Consider the following 15758-nt stretch of genomic DNA (forward strand, 5'->3'; position numbering starts at 1 on the left):
CGTATCACCTACTCCCTCGAAACATGATTTTCCCTTCGCCGACCCTGATGAATCAACGCATAAATAGCCACGTATACGCTCAATAGAAATACTCCGAAAAACATGCAAAAGGCCAGCGAAGTCCGGCTAAGACTCTCATGCATGAGTTCGATCAGCATATCCCGGTTGGTTAACACGTCCCAACTGTTCAGGCGATAGACGCGGCCCAGCAAAATGCCGTAACTTCCAAGCGCGCAGCCGACAAGCACGAAAATCCAGGACACGATGCGCCCAAACTTTCTCCAGATCAGTTCATGAATCTGGTACATCGACAGGAAACCAAGCAGCAGCCCTGTCCACACAAACATCATGACGACAATCAAATCATACCAGTATCTGAAATGGATTTCGTCACCCGCAACATATTTGCCGCTACGTACGGTGAGGTGCAACAGGTCGGTGACGATATAGGCCGCATTAGGGAAAAACAACAGCCATACCAGCCCGCTTGCAGCAGCCAGCCACCCAGCCGCTTTCCATTTCAGATGGGCAAGGGCATAGGATACCGAAGAAAAAACGAACGGCAGCCATGCCAGGAACAGATTCCAGATCAAAAAGCGGAAATAGCGCTGATCCAGCCAATCCGCAGCGGCATAGTATAATCCGACCGTGACCGCAGTTAATACACACATGATGAAAAACAAGTTTATGTAGTTCAGCTTCTTCAACGATCAAACCTCATTTCATGCGAGCCTGCGGCTCCGATATTGGGCGGTCTTTCATTTCTATCGAAATTCCAAAATTCTACTTGATATACCTGATCATACCATTCCGAAACTCAACAATCAAAGGCCGTAAGGACTGGCAGACAAAGACAATATTCGTAACCTTTTTGTGCCTGATTAGTTTGCCGGCGACGGGTTGAGTCATTTCAATTCCGATTTAACCTATACCGCTTTGGTAAAAGAAATCAATGTGCCGAGTGTCCGAAAACTTCTGCAGCAGGCCAACCACCTTAAAGGTTCGTTATACGTAGGTTATCTGTTCAACGACAGCGATAACTCGCCCGGCCTGCGACTGGACTGCCGACGATGAAGAGCGCTGCATCGATTCTGTGGTCAAGGAGACTTATGAAAAAGCCGTACAAAACCGGGAACCCGGGTCCCAAAGCGTGCTCCTGGATGCCATCGAACAGATTCTCCCGCTCCTGGACGAGAACAACGGTCAGCTCACTCCTGAAATTCGGAATATCATCGAATCACTATATGAACGTTTTACGGAAGAATAAAGTTGTATGCGCAGCGAAAAAAGCGGCAGCCCCTTCTCTTCGGGTGCTGCCGCTTTGTGTGTCAATATGTCGGATAGGGTCTTCATTCTTGGAGATCAATGTTCTCCTGTGTTATTTTGATCGATCTCAATTTGTCCGGGTTTACGATCAGATAACATCCCTCAAGCCGCTCTCCCGATGCATCGGCCTGCAAACAGAGCACGGCCCTCAGCTTACCCTCCACAAACAAAGCCGCCTGGGGCTCTCCGTTGATCCGAACGGTCATCCACTGCATTTGCCGCAGTCCATTCAGAACCCGCCGCGAGGTCAGCAGGGCCACAACGCCTTTTCGCACGTTCATCGTTCTCATGACCGTATGCACCTTGCCTCCGCCATCGGAGGTGAATATAGGCTGCTCGGCCAGCAATTCCATCATGGCCCCTACGTCATAGTTCATGAATGCAGCCGTGAACCGGGAAAGCAATTTCTGTTTGGCGGCAAGCTCGGCTTCGCCATATTCCATGGAAGGAACGCTGCTCGGCAAATTGCGTTTCGCGCGGCTGAAAATTTGGCGGCAGTTGCTTTCGCTTTTTCCAAGCCACTCGGCAATATCACGATATTCGTGCCCAAACGCCTCGCGCAGCACAAAGACGGCACGCTCCACAGGCGACAGACGCTCCAGCATGACCAAATAGGCATAGGAGATCATTTCCTTTTGCGCCATCGTTTCCTCGGGCATCAGGCCGGGGTCGGTCATCGGTTCGGGCAGCCATTCGCCCACATAGCTTTCCCGCTGATTACGGGCAGAAGCGAGCAGGTTCAAGCTGCGATTTACAATGAGCTTTGCGATATAGGACTTGGGATTGCGAATGGGTTCATCCACTTCTCTCTGCTGTTGCTCCTGTGCCTGCAATGCAGCGAAACAGTCCTGGACGGCATCCTCCGCTTCGACGACGCTGCCGAGCATCCGGTAAGCAATCGAAAAGGCATACGCCTTGTATTGCCTGTATAATTTGCCAACGTCCAGAGAAGCACCCTCCGTTGCATTGGCAGATGTGTCGATATTCATGGTCTGTGGCCTCCTCTGGACCGTTGGGTTATGGGAAAGATCTTATTTATAACATCCCGGGAACATGCCGGTCGTAATGGCAATCCGGTTCCAGCTGTTGATGGTGTTGATCGCCATCACAAGGTCCATCACTTCGGCTTCGCTAAAGTGTTCGCGCACACGCTCAAACAATGCATCAGGCACGCCTTTCCCCGCAATCAGCGTAACCGTCTCGGCCAACTCCAACGCCACACGCTCTTTATCCGTATACAGCGGAACCTCCCGCCATACGCTCAGCAGCAAAATGTGATCGGCATAATCGCCCAGTTTCATCAGATCCTTCGCATGCATGTCGAGGCAAAATGCGCATCCGTTGATTTGGGACACTCTGATCTTGATCAGCTCATACAATACCTTGTCTTCGAACTGTCCCGATACGTATTGCTCTAGCGCCGACATCGCCTTATATGTGCTTGGGCTGGCTTTCATGTGGTTCATTCTCATTTTCATTAGGTTCGCCTCCAGTTATGGTTTCATACTGAAGACAAACGAGGGGACCGGTTTGTGACAAGATTCAGGATTTCTGATAAAAAAATGTTTCTGCGACATAGATCCATCAGAAATATGTATCCAATACGTTCTTCCAGCTCCATTCGGCGGATGACAAATGGATGCTCTTCAGCCAAGGCATGCGTTCGATTACATCAGGTACACTCTCAATTAGGCTGTTGGAGATGTTCAAATATTTCAGCTTGGCCAACTTTTCCAGTTCGGGAGGAAGTTCCTTAATGGCAGTGTACGCAATATGAAGGCTTTCCAACTGGCTGAGCTCGCCAATTTCCGGAGGAATGCGATCCAACGCGATATCCTGCTTCGGTTTGGGCTTCCAATCCGAATCTTGAATGAATGAAGTTCCGCAATATATGGTCAGATGCTTCAGTTTCTTTAGTCTGCGAATGTTTGCCGGAAGGCTTTCCAGATCTCCGGTCATGATGCTTAATTCCTCCAATGACGCAAGTTCAAACAATGCTTTCGGGAGCGTGAACAGATCCCGCTCGACAATCTCCAGACTTTTTAACGCTTTCAATTCCTTGATACGGTCAGGTATAGCTTGGATCCCCATAGAACTGATCTCCAGACGATCCGTCTGATTTCGAATGGCGTCATCAAGTAGACGGTCCAGCTCCTCATGCCGTTTGAGCCTAAAGAAGAGCCCGGGAATTCGCTCCATGAGCTGAATCGCTTCTTCTTCGGAGATGCGCATGCCGAACATGTCTTCATGTGCGACGCTGAAGAAATAATCACTCCCGTCTTTTTGCAAAAAACAGAGATCATCCGGCAAATCGGGATAGAACCAGTCTTTGAAACGTCTGGCCTCCTGTTTCAGAATCTGTCCGGATTCCGGGGTGCAGCGAAAAATGTAGTACGTTCCCTCGGTATACATGGCCCCGCTGCGGAGCATCAATTCTTCCATCGAACATTTTTCGATCAGATACGGTTCCAGTTTGCTCAATACCTCGCTTACTCGTAAAGGCATTTCATCATAGTACCCCCGATCCACCAGCATAAAGCGATCCGTGCGCTTAATCAGCTCATCAATGAGCTGTTCATAAGCTTCATTCCTCGGGTCCGTATGAAACGGTATCATCGTCGACCTCCTATTCGAGTCCAATTCAAGCATTCTTTGCAGCAACAGGAGGACCGATCAATAATCAATCTCCTCCATCGTGCTCAGGTTCCTGTTCGATTGTTCCAGCATCTGCGTGAACGTCGGCGCCACGTAATAAACAAAGTCCGGGTCATGCACATAAACGATAACCTGGCCATATGTTCCCTGCTCCGTCGGATCGAAATCCAACATCAAATAGAGCGAACCTCCGGCGATGGTCGCAAACGGAACCCGTGATTGGTGGAAAAGATAAGGCCGGATTTCCGGGTCCAGTTTACCGATTTCCTCTGCCGAATAAAACTCGTCCAGCCTCTGGTTCTCCCCGCTGATCATTCGCATCCCATCCCGCATCTCCTCTAGCGACATCAAATAAAACGGCGTCCATTCCCCCGCCTCTTCATCGCCGGGATACAACACATGAAGAGCATAACCGCTGCCGTTTTTGCGCTCGTAAAACGCACGGAAATCGGCAGGCAAGCGAACGCCAAACTCCTGTTCAAAGGCGTTTAGCTCTGCCGCCGAAGCCCCGCCAATATCCCGATACTGGTCAAGCAACTCCCGAATTTCTGCCTCTTGGACCTTTTCCTCCAACAAAAACTCCAATTCATCCATCAGCGTATGGACATGGCTTATCGATCCCGACGTCTCATCCGGCTTCATTCTCTTTCCCCTTTCCTTTTCATGTACGTTATTGCTCCTTGGCATTCTCGCGAACGTATTCCCTATACTCCCAAAAGGCTTCTTTTTCACCGCCATCTTCCAATAGAATCATGATGGCATAGGATAACATGCCCAGCCATTGATCCATCTGGTCGATTTGTTTCTGCGAAATCAATCCGTTTCTGCGCAGCATGCCTTCCGGTTCTACCGCCCAAGCCCGTCCAAGATGCACGATGCTCCACAAGCAGGACATGATCTCCCGATCAGCGGTCGGCTGCGACAAATCCGGAGACAGGACCCGCAAAATCTCCATCAGTTCATGAAAATTTTCTTCAAATAAGGTGCCTCGAAACGGGCGAAGACTGCCCAGAAAACCATGCTCCATCTTTGGGTGCTGAACGTCATCAAACGCAAAAGCATGGCATTTCAGGAGCAGCACCGCTTCATCGCGCGTCATTGGCATCCCTCCCCTTTCCGTGATACATTCATCCCGTTTAACAGGCGGTTACCAACGCACAGGGTTCTCGCCGCGCAGCAATACGAACCGTTCCCGCTCACGCAGCGTCCCCGTACCGATGCTGTATTCATCCATGACCGGCGATGCGAGATCCAGCACATGAAGCATGCCGCTGTAGGTACCTACCAATAGCTCGGACCGATCGGGTGAGGTCGCCAATGAAAAGATCGTGCCGCCGACATAATAACGCCACTGCTCCTGTCCCGCCTGATCGATGCAGCGCAGATAACCGTAAGCATCTCCGACAACGATGCCTTCTTTGACTTCAACGGCGGCATACAAGCGCGCATGCTCATCCACTATAGGCCAATCCTCTCTTTTTTCGTTGCCTTCCACCTCTTCCAAAGGAATTCGGATCGTAACGCCATTGTAGAAATGGCAGGAATTGAACCAGACATTCCGGTTGTCGCCAGAAAAAACGGCATAGTGCGGATAGCTCGATTAGGGATAGAACATGTACTTTTGGCCTTGGCGGCGAGTGAGCAGCATGTGCTCACTCGCTTGGCTTCCATAGGCAATCCATGTGCCGTCCCTGGAAACCGCAGCATGCCCCATATCCAAACGCGTGTCTTCGAGTTCATATTCCTCGATATCTTCCAGATCCGGATGAAGCAGTTCTACTTTATTAGGTTCGATCAGATAGATGCCATAATAGGATTGCAGCAGCAGCGCCTTTCCGTCTTCCAGAGGGACGAGCAGCTCCAAGGTCCGCTCCGGGAACTCGCAGTCCGCAAAGGACTCGGTATTCGGCAGAATTTCATGGATCAGATCCTGAATGTCTCCCCAACGATAGGTGGCTAACCGTTCGCCTTCCAAGGCCCCGTCCGGCCTGCTCACGACATGAATGCCATCGGCAGAAGCAAGCGCCCATACTAACTGATCGGCGGAACATCCGGCAAATGTATATGCTGTGCCGCGCAGCTCTCCTTGCCGGTTGGCCGTATATACTCGTCCCTGGTGAGCCATCGAACCGCTGCTGAACACGATAGATCCATCGTGCAGGTATCCGATCGCGCGGATAGGCTGCATTTGCTTGTCAAACGCTTCAGCCATCGGCCAAGTCGCAGCAGGAAGTTCCTCGCGAAGCCGACTGATTTCACCGGCTTCATTGGCTTTCTTCACCATTTCCCACACCGCTTTGGCCCACTGTTTCCGCTGATCTTCCGCAATTTCGGATTCATCCGGCTGCTCGCCGGCCATGCTGCGACGCACAAATGCGTTCACATTGTCCGCATACCGCCTGCCTTCCGCTCGCCATGCCGCAGCAATGCGTTCATTCAACCAATTCAATATGATTCCTCCGCTCCCATAGGATTGATAGCCTTGCAGTCATGTTCCTGCAATACACGATCGATCTCCGTCTCAGGCGCCCCGCCTGCTTTCGTCCCCGCCTCATAAAATAAGGCGATCTCCGATCCGTACGCATAATTGAAGCGGAGATATCCACCCATGGAAGCCGAAAACAGTTTGCATGTATGCTGATTTTCCAGTATAGCATCCCATTCAAAACGGGCCTTGAATACTTGCGCAACCTCTTGCAGCGACAAGCCTCCCTGCTTCGCTCCAGCATAATGGTAAAACGTATGCTGCCGCAGCTCGTTCCATGGCTCGAAATACCGAGGTTTGGCCAATGAGGCATCAGAGTACACGTCGCTGTAGATTCGATTCAGCTGCTCGCCGAATCCCTCTTCCATGTCGTGCCACAAACGGATGCGTTCATCGTGGCGCGGAAGCCACAGCAGTCCTGCGACGCCGGAATGAATCGCCAGAAAATCCCCATCGACCGAGCTGCCGATGCTTATGCATTCCCCGATCTGCTCCTGGCTGATCGGCGCTTCTTCGTCGTGCAGCCAAAAGTCATATTCGGCAAAGGGTTTCAATACCTCGGCATCGGGGCGCTGTATGTTCATCCATCCCGAGTATGTCCCTTCGCCATATGTGCCCAGCCAGCTGCGGTATGAACGAGGCAGCGTGACGGCATGCCGTTGTTCGAATGAATCCAGTTCCTCGGCGGGTACCGGGTTGAGCATGCGAGTCACAATATACATGTTTATGGCTTCCTCCCATCATTAACGTCATGAACATGTCGACATTTCATCTATAGAAACCGCAGCGTCTGTTTGTTTTTTGCGGCCTATATAGGCGGTTAAGCCAGTTCTTCCTGCAGCACTTCGGTTGCCAGCCCTTTGCGATTCACGATCCGAATGGCAAACGCGTCGTACCCGTCCCGCTGGACTTGCTCGAATTCCACTTTTTCGCCTGTGATCAGTTCGAACCTTCCGTCCTCATCGACCTCTTCCCCGAACTCTTCATCCCATGGGACGTTGTAAAAGGCAGACAAATGCACTTCAAACACATCTTCTCCTTCAATGTCCAAATACGGACGAAGCGGGCGATTGGCAATATCCTCCTCGGGATATGTCTCGCATACCATCGCATCGTACCCATGCTTGGCCGAATCGATCAACAGAAATTGTTCTCCGGTTACGGTATGCTCTGCATAGACGATCGAAGGCGTCATTCCATCCCAAGTGATCACTTCATCATCCAGCAAGTCCCCATAATAAAAAAGATGGAACTTGTCATGACCGTCTGCCGTCTGCAGTTTGCCGCGCCACTCCACCTCATGTTGATTTTCATCGGACACCGCCGTGACCAAACCTTCCAAATAGGAAGGTCCTTTATGTACGCCTGTATTGTTCATTGTTCATTCTCCTCCATTGGCTTCATGTGGATCGTTACGATCTTCTGTTCTTCATCGACTTCCAGATTTACGTTTATCCCCAGTTTATCGCGGAACAGGGCGGTGATGTTGAGATAGGGATCACGCGCAGGTTCGCTGCCTCCGTTATGGGTACGGGTCATTCCTTGGTGGATGATGGACTTGACGAGATCGCCGTCTCCTTTTCCCGTTTGCCGATACGTATAGACCGGCCTATTGTCCCGATCGTAAAAATTCAACACCGTATCATAGTCATTGGCATTTTTGTATTGATTTTCAGATCGGACATAGTCCGTTTGAGAGATCTCATAATCCACCCTTCCCGCAAGGTAAGGATTGTCTCCTCCCGTCTCGATGGCATATTCTCCATAAGCCAGTTGGAACAAATATTGAATATGACTCATATCCACCCTGTAGTACAGCTGCCGGTCAGGACCTTGTTTGTCCATGGCGGCAAACCCGTTCACCAACGGCAGAGCATTATACGATTCGCCGTCAACGTCTACTGCCAGGGCATAATCTGATAACACTTTTTCTTTTTGAAAAATACCGTATGTCTGAGCAATGAAATAGGCCGGTATAAGCAAAACAATGAATACCACCAATACAATGAACCATTTTGCGCCTTTTCTCATATGTCTGCCCTCCCCCAAAAAAGGTGCCTGATGGCCCTCTTATCCTGTCTTGTATTGGAGTCTGGTCAATGTGCGAACGACGGCTGAACGGTTTTTGGCCTGTTTCATGTACGCCGGAATGGTATGCGATGCCGTCTTGAGCGGAACGTTTGCCCGTCTCACACGGAGATCGGCGGAGATATACGAAATCAAATAATTCAGATGGGCACGGTTCAGAGCCCAGACCAGCTTGCCCCTGACGTCATCCAGAAAATAAAGTTCCATGCCGAACACCGGATCTCGTCCGTCCCGGGTATCCGGGTAATAACTTCTGCATGCCGGTTTGCGCTGCAGCTCGCATTGGTTGGTCGCCCCGCAATGCGGGCAATCAATGTGAGCGGATTTGTGACGAGTGCGTTTCTCATCCGTTAACTGCACATTAAACCATCGTTCGCACTGTACGCAGTTGCCCTTGGCGCGATATTCGTGCAGCGGCTTTTCATTTGCGCCTGCGTAACATTGGTTGCATCTCCATACGAATTGTCCGTTCTTCTCCACGATTTGAGCATGGCCCCTGCACATTGGGCATCTAACGTCAACCGGCTCCCCTCGGCGAAGAACGGAATAGAAGCTGTATTTGTAGGCTCCTTCATCCTCGAAACGTTTCATGTCGGACTCAGTCCCCCTTTCTATAGAAACCGCCTTAATCAATCACAATAAGCCACTCCGAGCGCAGTACCCTCTTACGATCGCTGTTATCCACCAATTTTTTCGAATCCCTTGTTCAAAGGAGAAAATACGGACCACCACTTCAAATTATAAGTAAGCCAATCATTCAGCACAAGAAACGAAGGTCTTTGTTTCCGATCCGCGACCAACGTCCTAGGTCCACAAAAGTTCTTCGCGATGGGGAAGTGTGTCTCACGTCACACCCGAATTTCTCATTGTATCGTATTTTATATAGAACAAAACATCTTTCATGTACGTTCAAAGAAGCCAGACTATACTTGATGCAGCCTTTTCGCTGCTTGATTTGTGAAAACGATCACTTAAATAAGGTTGTGTTCCTATGCTCACTTGGTTGAATTGGTTCAAGCTTTCCTTGATCTTTACCGTGTTTACAGCTGCCCTCTCCCATTGCAGTTCCGCCGAAACTGTCGATGTGGAGCCTAAGAACGATTCGGCTTCCGTATCCGTCAGCCAGCCGCCGGTAGACCCGGTCATCCGCAGGGACGGCAATAACGTATATATCGAAATGACCGCCCAAGTTACCGACCTCGAAATTTCCGAAGGCACGATTTACAATGCATGGACGTTTAACGGAACCGCTCCCGGGCCGGTTCTTCGCGTAACGGAAGGCGATACCCTTATTTTCACGCTGAAGAACCTGGATGAAAGTATGCCGCACTCCATGGATTTCCATGCCGTGCATGCTTCGCCCAGCAGCAAATTTATCGATGTTATGCCCGGTGAGCAAGGTACGTTTACATATCCAACGTCTTCCCCTGGCGTGTTCATGTACCATTGCGGCACCAAACCTGTGCTGGCCCACATCGCCAACGGCATGTACGGCATGATTATCGTTGAACCCAAGAACGGTTATCCTTCCGAGAACCTGATCGATCGTGAATTTACGCTCGTTCAGAGCGAATGGTACAAGGAACACGATTATGAATCGTTCCTGAACGACCAACCGGATTACGTCGTATTTAATGGCAATGATTACGGTTTGACCAATTCGCCACTTCTCGCCAAGGTAGGGGACAACGTTCGCATTTACATTAGCAATGCCGGCCCCAATGAAGTATCCTCATTTCATATCGTGGGCACGATCATGGATCGGGTCTACATTGACGGCAATCCAAAAAATATCCAGTACGGCATGCAGACCGTCATGCTTCCTGCGAGCGGCGGCGCCGTAGTGGAGTTTACCGTCACGGAAGAAGGCGATTATCCGATCGTTACGCATCAGTTCAACCATGCTTCCAAAGGAGCCTCCGCCGTGCTTCGCGTGACCAAGGATGGCCTCGATCATGGCGGTCCGCCCATGAAACATTAAGAGACACGTAAAATTAACATTTCGTGTGAGTATCGTCACAGTAGCCCTTCCTTTTACACTATACAGTTAAGACAAGAAGGTTAGGAGGTCATATCATGAATGCGATTGTTAAACTGAATAAGGAACCCCTGATGAGCAAAATGCAGGAATTGTGCACTATACTGCTTCAGGATGAAGGATATCGGGAAATGCGTGCCATGATCGACGAATTCGCCGCGGATGAACAAGCGACAGACCAGTACGAACGGTTTATGGAGATGCATCAGGCCATGGAACAAAAAGAAAGCCTGGACATCGAGCTGCAGGAATCCGAAATCCAGCATTATGAGCAAGCCGAACGCGCGTTGTACGATCATCCGTTAATCCGCCGTTTCCTGTATGCCCAGCGCGAGTTCAGCCAGCTGCATCAAGAAATCAGCCACTATTTCACCAAATCGGTGGAATTGAACCGCCTGCCGGAGAAGAAAGAACTGCCTAAACAAACATGTGGTTGCGGCGGCAGCTGTTCCGGTGGTCACTAATTGATCCGTCCATAATCCAAGAGAGTATCCGCCAGATTCCGATCTGAGCAGATACTCTCTTTTCATTGGCTTGACTATGGAAGCAGTCAACATGGTGAGAGTCTCAAGCCGAGGTCAGTTGTGATTAAAATCACCCGGTCTGTCAAACGGACGCGTTATGATAAAATGATGGGCATCACAACAGAAGCGCACATGCCACGAACAGGACAGAACCAATGATTTCAATGATGCCGGTCTTCATCGGTCTAAGCGGCTTCCCTGCATACACAAAGGCCCGCACAGCCGGAAAAACATAGGCCAAGGCCATCCATGGATATCCGATCGCCACCGGGATGAGCAGCAGCACGACGTGCAGGATTAGGGTTAGCCTGGTCCACCGCCGATTGGTTCGTTCCCGAAAGACCGATTTCACAAAAAACGTGCTTCCTGTAAAATAGAGAAAGCTGAACAGCATCACGATCGCCATACCGTAATCCCATCCACCTGAACCGATGAGATAGGCGGCAGCGCCGCCAAGCGAAAATACGATCATCGCACAAAGGTCGTTGACCAGGGAACGCTCCCTTTTTTGTCGCACATGCCAGATGTTTACGACCAGCAATCCACACAATACAGGGGCAAACCAAACCAGCTGCGGCTGCCCGATCAGCGGCGGAATCAGGCAGATCAACGCAGCCGTGCCGTAGATGGCAGCCCATTTGTACAACCTGTCCCGGCCTGCTTTGCGCTTCAGCGATTGAAGCAGCGGATATGCCGTCAAATAAAAGCCGAGCCAGGCCAAAAATAGCGGAATATGCAGCCATCGCGGGCTGCTGGCAATGACGCCTACCAGAAAGGGCACACTGACCATGGCCCAGCCGCCATGCTCATGCGGAATAACCATTTTCATGTTCGTCACGAAGCAACCAGCCTCCTATTCATTCCATAATATCATCTTACAGAGAGGAAGATTTCGAATATGCGCAGGGAAAACAAAGATACGGCTGCGGAGTTTCTGCAGCAATTCCCCATTTTTCAGGATCTGACTCCCGAAGAATTGAAACAGGTGGAGGACATCGCCATCTCCAGGAAAATGGTCAAAAAAACGGTCATTTTTACCGAAGGCAGCGAAAAGGAAGCCGTGTTTTTCATTCGCACCGGGATCGTCAAAGCCTATAAAACGGACGAAAACGGACACGAGCAGATCGTTTCCTTCCTCAAAACGGGCGACATGTTTCCGCATACCGGCTTCTTCAATGCCCATCCATACCCGGCTACGGCCGAAGCCATTACGCCATCCGAACTGCTCGCCATTCCGGTAAGGCACTTCGAACGCGTAATGTTGAATACGCCGGCCATCGCCATCAAAATCATGCGCGTGCTCGGAGACAAAATCCGCGAGCTTCAGGACAAGCTGCAAGTCATGTCCGGACAAGACGTGCGCAATCGCGTGCTCTCTTTCCTGCTCATGCTGGCCGAACAGCATGGACAGGCCGACGGCAGCAAGATCGTCATCAACCTGCCGATGACCCACCAGGAATTCGCCAATTCAATCGGAACGACGCGCGAAACGGCCAATCGGCTGTTGAACCAATTGTCCAAGGAACAGCTGCTCGATGTGGACCGAAGCCGGATCGTCATTTACGATTTGCCTGCGCTGAAACAGCAGAGGGACACCGTCTGAAGCCTCCGCCGCTTTACGCCACCCACGTTTGCCCTTCCGAAAACGAAGTTATTTCTGTTCCCGGATCGAAGCCCTACGTTTCGATCGTATGAAAAAGACCTTAACATCAGTCGTGGCGTTAAGGTCTTTTGTGTGTCGATGAAGCAGAAGCATGCGATGAAACTACGTTGCCGGGATATCCCGTTTTCCCATGTCGCTGAACATGCCTGCGTAATATTTCACTTCGCCCGCTTCGTTGCGGATCGCGGTGATGCTAAGCCATTCCAGGTAGACCTCCCCGTTTTTCTTCCGGTTCCATATCTCCCCTTGCCAGTACCCTTTCTGCTTCAGCTCCGACCATAATTTTTCGTAAAACTGCCGATCCTGCTTGCCTGATTTCAGCAGGCTCGGCTTCTGCCCGACGGCTTCTTCCGCACTGTAACCCGTCACGGCGGTGAATGCCGGATTCACGGAACGAATGACGCTATGGGTGTCCGTGATCAGAATCGCCTCCACCGTGTTTTCCAGAATGCTGGCCGACAGCTGCAGCTTCTCCTGGTAGAACATCCAGATTACGAGCACCAGGCTCACCAGCGCGATTTGGGACAACGCCATGAAGCCGATGGCATAATGTCCGGTCATGCCGTAAAGCATCGTAAGCATCAGCGGCGGGAAGAAGCCGCCCAGACCACCCATTGCGGAGATGATACCATTGGCCACGCCCGGCTGCTTGACGAAGTAGAGCGGCACCAATTTGAATATCGTGCCGTTGCCCGTCCCGGCGCACAGCGCAACCGTCAGGCAGCCTACGGTGTACATCATGATGGACGGCGCGAAAGACAGCACGATGGCTGCGATCGTTAATCCGCCGAACACAAACATCAGAATTTTAAACGGATTGAACCGGTCTCCCAGCCAGCCGCCGACAGGGCGCATGATGGTGGCAAGCAGGATGAATCCCGCGGTCCGAACGCCTGCGTCCACTTTGTCCATTTGGAAATGGCTGACGAGGAAGTTCGGCAGATACACCGTAAACGCCACAAACGAACCAAATGTCAAGAAGTAGAACAGGCACAGCAGCCACAGCTTGTTGTTACGCGATACTGCCTTGAGCTGCTGCATGAGCGGCACATTGACGCGCGTTTCCTTTTTGTCGCCGAGCGCAAAGTTGAGGGCAGCCATGACGACCAGCAAAATGCTGTACAGCAGCACCGTTGTCGACCAGCCGAACTTGTCGGCAACAAGCGGCGCACCGAATGCGGACAGAGCCGTTCCCAGGTTGCCGATGCCGTAAATGCCGTTCACGAAGCCGTGACGCTCTTTGGGGTAATATTTCGGGAGCGACGTTACGCCGACAGAGAATACCGCTCCGCCGATGCCGAGAAAAAATCCCCCAATGGCAAGATCGGCAAACGACGTTGCGCGGCTGACCCACCACACGGGAGCCAGCAGCAGAATGAAGCTGATCATGAAAATGTTGCGCGCACCGTACCGGTTCGTCCAATAGCCGATCGGAACCCGTGCGATCGAGCCGATCAAGACCGGAATGGCCGTGGACCAGGCCAGTTGGGAAGAAGTCAGCGCAATGTCTTCTTTGATGAACGGCATGAGCGACGACAGGATCACCCATACCATGAACCCTAGAATCAAACTGGCCGTTTGCAAGGGCAATTGCACCTTACCTTTGTTTTGCATTTACATCGCCCTTTCTTTTTTGTGTTCTTGATTCGGGTATACCGCCCCGTCCCGTCTGCGATATACGACGTAACTCCGTTTCAGGTAGCCCAAGGGCATGCTGAGCATGTGAACGAGACGGGTGAACGGAAACGCGCAGTACAATACAAACGTCAGCAAAATATGAATTTTAAAGTTCATCGGCACCGTCTGCATAAGCGTCGGGTCCGGTTGGAATATCATCAGGCCGCGCAGCCACGGGTTAATCGTGGTCCGGTAATCAAACCCCGTGTGGTTCACCGCATTGGCCGAAGTAGCCAAAAGGCCGGAGACGATAACGACGACCAGCGCGATCAAGGCAATCCAATCGCCGGCGCTGCTCGTTGCGCGAACCCTGGGCGACGCATAGCGTCGGATCAGCAGCAGAACCACCCCGGCAAAAGCAATGATTCCGGCAGGCATGCCGCCTGCAATCGCAACGAGGTGGTAGCCCTCGTCACTTAACCCCATCCAGTGGTAAAACTCTACCGGCACCAGCAAACCCGCAATATGACCGCATATAACGGCAAAAATTCCGATATGGAAGAGCAGGCTCCCCCAGCGAAGCATGCGTTTCTCCAGCATTTCGCTCGATTTGGACGTCCAGCCGAATGGATTAGTGACATATCTCCAGATCGTGGCCGTAATGCAGAAAATGACCACCATGTAAGGCAGAGCCCCCCATAAAAATAGCTCCAATGTACTCACCGTTTCACCCCACCTGTCCATAATCCGTTCTGCGAGCCGACGTCGGCGCTTGCCTCCACGGCTGCATCGTTATCCGCCTCGGGAAGCACCCGAAGCAGCAATTCAAGCAGCGGCGCGTATGGCGTTGCTAGCCTGGACAGGCTTTCCGCCATTGCCGTCAGCGCCTTGCGGTACACGGAGATTACGCCAAGCGCCTCTTCCTCGGAAGCTTCAGCCGCAAATTCAAGCACCATCGGCAAATAATCCGGCAATTCGCTGCCTTCCATATAGAAACCTGCAGCCTCGTATCTGCGCTTGAGTTCGATCAACGCAGGCCCACGGTCGCGTTCATCCCCGTACACGGCATAGGTCAAGTACAAGTTCGATTTTTTGTCAAAATCGAATGTGCGCACGTATTCGTCCTGCCAGCGGATTGGATCCGCCTCTTCCGCTCGTCTGGAGAACGCGGTCAACACCTCCTGGGCCTCGCCATCTGTAAGGGAGCCTGCAGCTTCGCGGAAGCCCTGCAATCCTGCACGCCATTCGGCATCCGGATACTGGAGCAAATACGAGAGGAGCTTACACACCATTCTCGCTGCATCCCAATCATGAACAAGGGTCGTGCCAGCTCCCTCATTGACATCGGTTGTCATCGTTGCT

The 15758-nt window shown here is 51.5% G+C and carries 20 protein-coding genes; 4 read left to right on the forward strand and 16 right to left on the reverse strand.

Going from position 1 to position 15758, the window contains the following annotated elements; all coding sequences use genetic code 11:
• Positions 1 to 8: 8 nt before the first annotated feature.
• Positions 9 to 707, reverse strand: a complete 699-nt coding sequence (locus tag SNR34_RS19540; protein WP_486180004.1) for a DUF1361 domain-containing protein — start codon at positions 705 to 707, stop codon at positions 9 to 11.
• A gap of 386 nt (positions 708 to 1093) precedes the next feature.
• Here SNR34_RS19540 and SNR34_RS19545 point away from each other — a divergent pair, with 386 nt between their 5' ends.
• Complete coding sequence (locus SNR34_RS19545) at positions 1094 to 1267, forward strand: hypothetical protein (protein WP_486180005.1); 174 nt, start codon at positions 1094 to 1096, stop codon at positions 1265 to 1267.
• Positions 1268 to 1349: 82 nt separating this feature from the next.
• On the opposite strand, the gene SNR34_RS19550 is transcribed toward SNR34_RS19545, so the two are convergent.
• From SNR34_RS19550 to SNR34_RS19600, 11 genes are all read right to left on the reverse strand, one after another.
• Positions 1350 to 2315 (reverse strand): sigma-70 family RNA polymerase sigma factor, encoded by a 966-nt coding sequence (locus SNR34_RS19550; RefSeq protein WP_486180006.1) that lies wholly within the window; start codon positions 2313 to 2315, stop codon positions 1350 to 1352.
• Positions 2316 to 2357: 42 nt separating this feature from the next.
• Positions 2358 to 2804 carry a carboxymuconolactone decarboxylase family protein gene (locus SNR34_RS19555; RefSeq protein WP_236411995.1) on the reverse strand — a complete coding sequence of 149 codons (447 nt, stop codon included), beginning with the start codon at positions 2802 to 2804 and terminating at the stop codon, positions 2358 to 2360.
• 106 nt (positions 2805 to 2910) lie between these two features.
• Complete coding sequence (locus SNR34_RS19560; protein ID WP_486180007.1) at positions 2911 to 3942, reverse strand: leucine-rich repeat domain-containing protein; 1032 nt, start codon at positions 3940 to 3942, stop codon at positions 2911 to 2913.
• 57 nt (positions 3943 to 3999) lie between these two features.
• The gene (locus SNR34_RS19565; RefSeq protein WP_339273075.1) at positions 4000 to 4623 is read right to left on the reverse strand and encodes an SMI1/KNR4 family protein; all 624 of its coding nucleotides are present in this window, start codon (positions 4621 to 4623) and stop codon (positions 4000 to 4002) included.
• A gap of 28 nt (positions 4624 to 4651) precedes the next feature.
• The gene (locus SNR34_RS19570; RefSeq protein ID WP_486180008.1) at positions 4652 to 5080 is read right to left on the reverse strand and encodes a hypothetical protein; all 429 of its coding nucleotides are present in this window, start codon (positions 5078 to 5080) and stop codon (positions 4652 to 4654) included.
• A gap of 48 nt (positions 5081 to 5128) precedes the next feature.
• Entirely contained in the window at positions 5129 to 5476 is a 348-nt protein-coding gene (locus tag SNR34_RS19575) for a hypothetical protein (RefSeq protein WP_486180009.1), read from the reverse strand.
• 105 nt (positions 5477 to 5581) lie between these two features.
• Positions 5582 to 6430, reverse strand: coding sequence for a hypothetical protein (locus tag SNR34_RS19580; protein ID WP_486180010.1), 849 nt, complete (start codon positions 6428 to 6430; stop codon positions 5582 to 5584).
• A complete protein-coding gene (locus SNR34_RS19585; RefSeq protein WP_486180011.1) occupies positions 6427 to 7188 on the reverse strand; it encodes an SMI1/KNR4 family protein in 762 nt (253 codons plus the stop codon). The genes SNR34_RS19580 and SNR34_RS19585 overlap by 4 nt, the downstream gene beginning before the upstream one ends.
• Positions 7189 to 7286: 98 nt before the next feature.
• Positions 7287 to 7844: a hypothetical protein gene (locus SNR34_RS19590; RefSeq protein WP_486180012.1), complete on the reverse strand. Its 558-nt coding sequence runs from the start codon at positions 7842 to 7844 to the stop codon at positions 7287 to 7289.
• Complete coding sequence (locus SNR34_RS19595; protein WP_486180013.1) at positions 7841 to 8497, reverse strand: hypothetical protein; 657 nt, start codon at positions 8495 to 8497, stop codon at positions 7841 to 7843. The genes SNR34_RS19590 and SNR34_RS19595 overlap by 4 nt, the downstream gene beginning before the upstream one ends.
• 39 nt (positions 8498 to 8536) lie before the next feature.
• A complete protein-coding gene (locus tag SNR34_RS19600) occupies positions 8537 to 9145 on the reverse strand; it encodes a hypothetical protein (protein ID WP_486180014.1) in 609 nt (202 codons plus the stop codon).
• A gap of 400 nt (positions 9146 to 9545) precedes the next feature.
• Here SNR34_RS19600 and SNR34_RS19605 point away from each other — a divergent pair, with 400 nt between their 5' ends.
• Entirely contained in the window at positions 9546 to 10535 is a 990-nt protein-coding gene (locus tag SNR34_RS19605) for a multicopper oxidase domain-containing protein (RefSeq protein WP_339273083.1), read from the forward strand.
• A gap of 95 nt (positions 10536 to 10630) precedes the next feature.
• A complete protein-coding gene (locus SNR34_RS19610) occupies positions 10631 to 11056 on the forward strand; it encodes a YlbF/YmcA family competence regulator (RefSeq protein ID WP_236411968.1) in 426 nt (141 codons plus the stop codon).
• A gap of 175 nt (positions 11057 to 11231) precedes the next feature.
• Here the strand turns inward: SNR34_RS19610 and SNR34_RS19615 are convergent, their stop codons facing one another.
• Positions 11232 to 11945, reverse strand: a complete 714-nt coding sequence (locus tag SNR34_RS19615; RefSeq protein WP_339278436.1) for a YwiC-like family protein — start codon at positions 11943 to 11945, stop codon at positions 11232 to 11234.
• Between the two features lie 69 nt (positions 11946 to 12014).
• Here SNR34_RS19615 and SNR34_RS19620 point away from each other — a divergent pair, with 69 nt between their 5' ends.
• A complete protein-coding gene (locus SNR34_RS19620) occupies positions 12015 to 12719 on the forward strand; it encodes a Crp/Fnr family transcriptional regulator (RefSeq protein ID WP_339273087.1) in 705 nt (234 codons plus the stop codon).
• A 162-nt stretch (positions 12720 to 12881) separates the two neighbouring features.
• Here the strand turns inward: SNR34_RS19620 and SNR34_RS19625 are convergent, their stop codons facing one another.
• From SNR34_RS19625 to narJ, 3 genes are read right to left on the reverse strand one after another with little or no spacing between them, the layout of a single operon-like run.
• Positions 12882 to 14393 carry a nitrate/nitrite transporter gene (locus SNR34_RS19625; protein ID WP_339273089.1) on the reverse strand — a complete coding sequence of 504 codons (1512 nt, stop codon included), beginning with the start codon at positions 14391 to 14393 and terminating at the stop codon, positions 12882 to 12884.
• A complete protein-coding gene (gene narI, locus SNR34_RS19630; RefSeq protein WP_290371399.1) occupies positions 14394 to 15119 on the reverse strand; it encodes a respiratory nitrate reductase subunit gamma in 726 nt (241 codons plus the stop codon).
• A complete protein-coding gene (narJ, locus tag SNR34_RS19635) occupies positions 15116 to 15751 on the reverse strand; it encodes a nitrate reductase molybdenum cofactor assembly chaperone (RefSeq protein ID WP_486180015.1) in 636 nt (211 codons plus the stop codon). Before narJ ends, narI begins: the two co-directional genes overlap by 4 nt.
• Positions 15752 to 15758: the final 7 nt, after the last annotated feature.

The organism is Paenibacillus sp. XP01 (assembly GCF_057364885.1).

What these genes read in the sequence shown, in the direction of transcription:
- SNR34_RS19550 (WP_486180006.1), bottom strand. Translation starts at nt 2,315, where the DNA reads ATGAATATCGACACATCTGCCAATGCAACGGAGGGTGCTTCTCTGGAC.
- SNR34_RS19620 (WP_339273087.1), top strand. Translation starts at nt 12,015, where the DNA reads ATGCGCAGGGAAAACAAAGATACGGCTGCGGAGTTTCTGCAGCAATTC.
- SNR34_RS19625 (WP_339273089.1), bottom strand. Translation starts at nt 14,393, where the DNA reads ATGCAAAACAAAGGTAAGGTGCAATTGCCCTTGCAAACGGCCAGTTTG.
- SNR34_RS19600 (WP_486180014.1), bottom strand. Translation starts at nt 9,145, where the DNA reads ATGAAACGTTTCGAGGATGAAGGAGCCTACAAATACAGCTTCTATTCC.
- SNR34_RS19560 (WP_486180007.1), bottom strand. Translation starts at nt 3,942, where the DNA reads ATGATACCGTTTCATACGGACCCGAGGAATGAAGCTTATGAACAGCTC.
- SNR34_RS19565 (WP_339273075.1), bottom strand. Translation starts at nt 4,623, where the DNA reads ATGAAGCCGGATGAGACGTCGGGATCGATAAGCCATGTCCATACGCTG.
- SNR34_RS19615 (WP_339278436.1), bottom strand. Translation starts at nt 11,945, where the DNA reads ATGAAAATGGTTATTCCGCATGAGCATGGCGGCTGGGCCATGGTCAGT.
- narJ (WP_486180015.1), bottom strand. Translation starts at nt 15,751, where the DNA reads ATGACAACCGATGTCAATGAGGGAGCTGGCACGACCCTTGTTCATGAT.
- SNR34_RS19585 (WP_486180011.1), bottom strand. Translation starts at nt 7,188, where the DNA reads ATGTATATTGTGACTCGCATGCTCAACCCGGTACCCGCCGAGGAACTG.
- SNR34_RS19590 (WP_486180012.1), bottom strand. Translation starts at nt 7,844, where the DNA reads ATGAACAATACAGGCGTACATAAAGGACCTTCCTATTTGGAAGGTTTG.
- SNR34_RS19570 (WP_486180008.1), bottom strand. Translation starts at nt 5,080, where the DNA reads ATGACGCGCGATGAAGCGGTGCTGCTCCTGAAATGCCATGCTTTTGCG.
- SNR34_RS19610 (WP_236411968.1), top strand. Translation starts at nt 10,631, where the DNA reads ATGAATGCGATTGTTAAACTGAATAAGGAACCCCTGATGAGCAAAATG.
- SNR34_RS19605 (WP_339273083.1), top strand. Translation starts at nt 9,546, where the DNA reads ATGCTCACTTGGTTGAATTGGTTCAAGCTTTCCTTGATCTTTACCGTG.
- SNR34_RS19595 (WP_486180013.1), bottom strand. Translation starts at nt 8,497, where the DNA reads ATGAGAAAAGGCGCAAAATGGTTCATTGTATTGGTGGTATTCATTGTT.
- SNR34_RS19555 (WP_236411995.1), bottom strand. Translation starts at nt 2,804, where the DNA reads ATGAAAATGAGAATGAACCACATGAAAGCCAGCCCAAGCACATATAAG.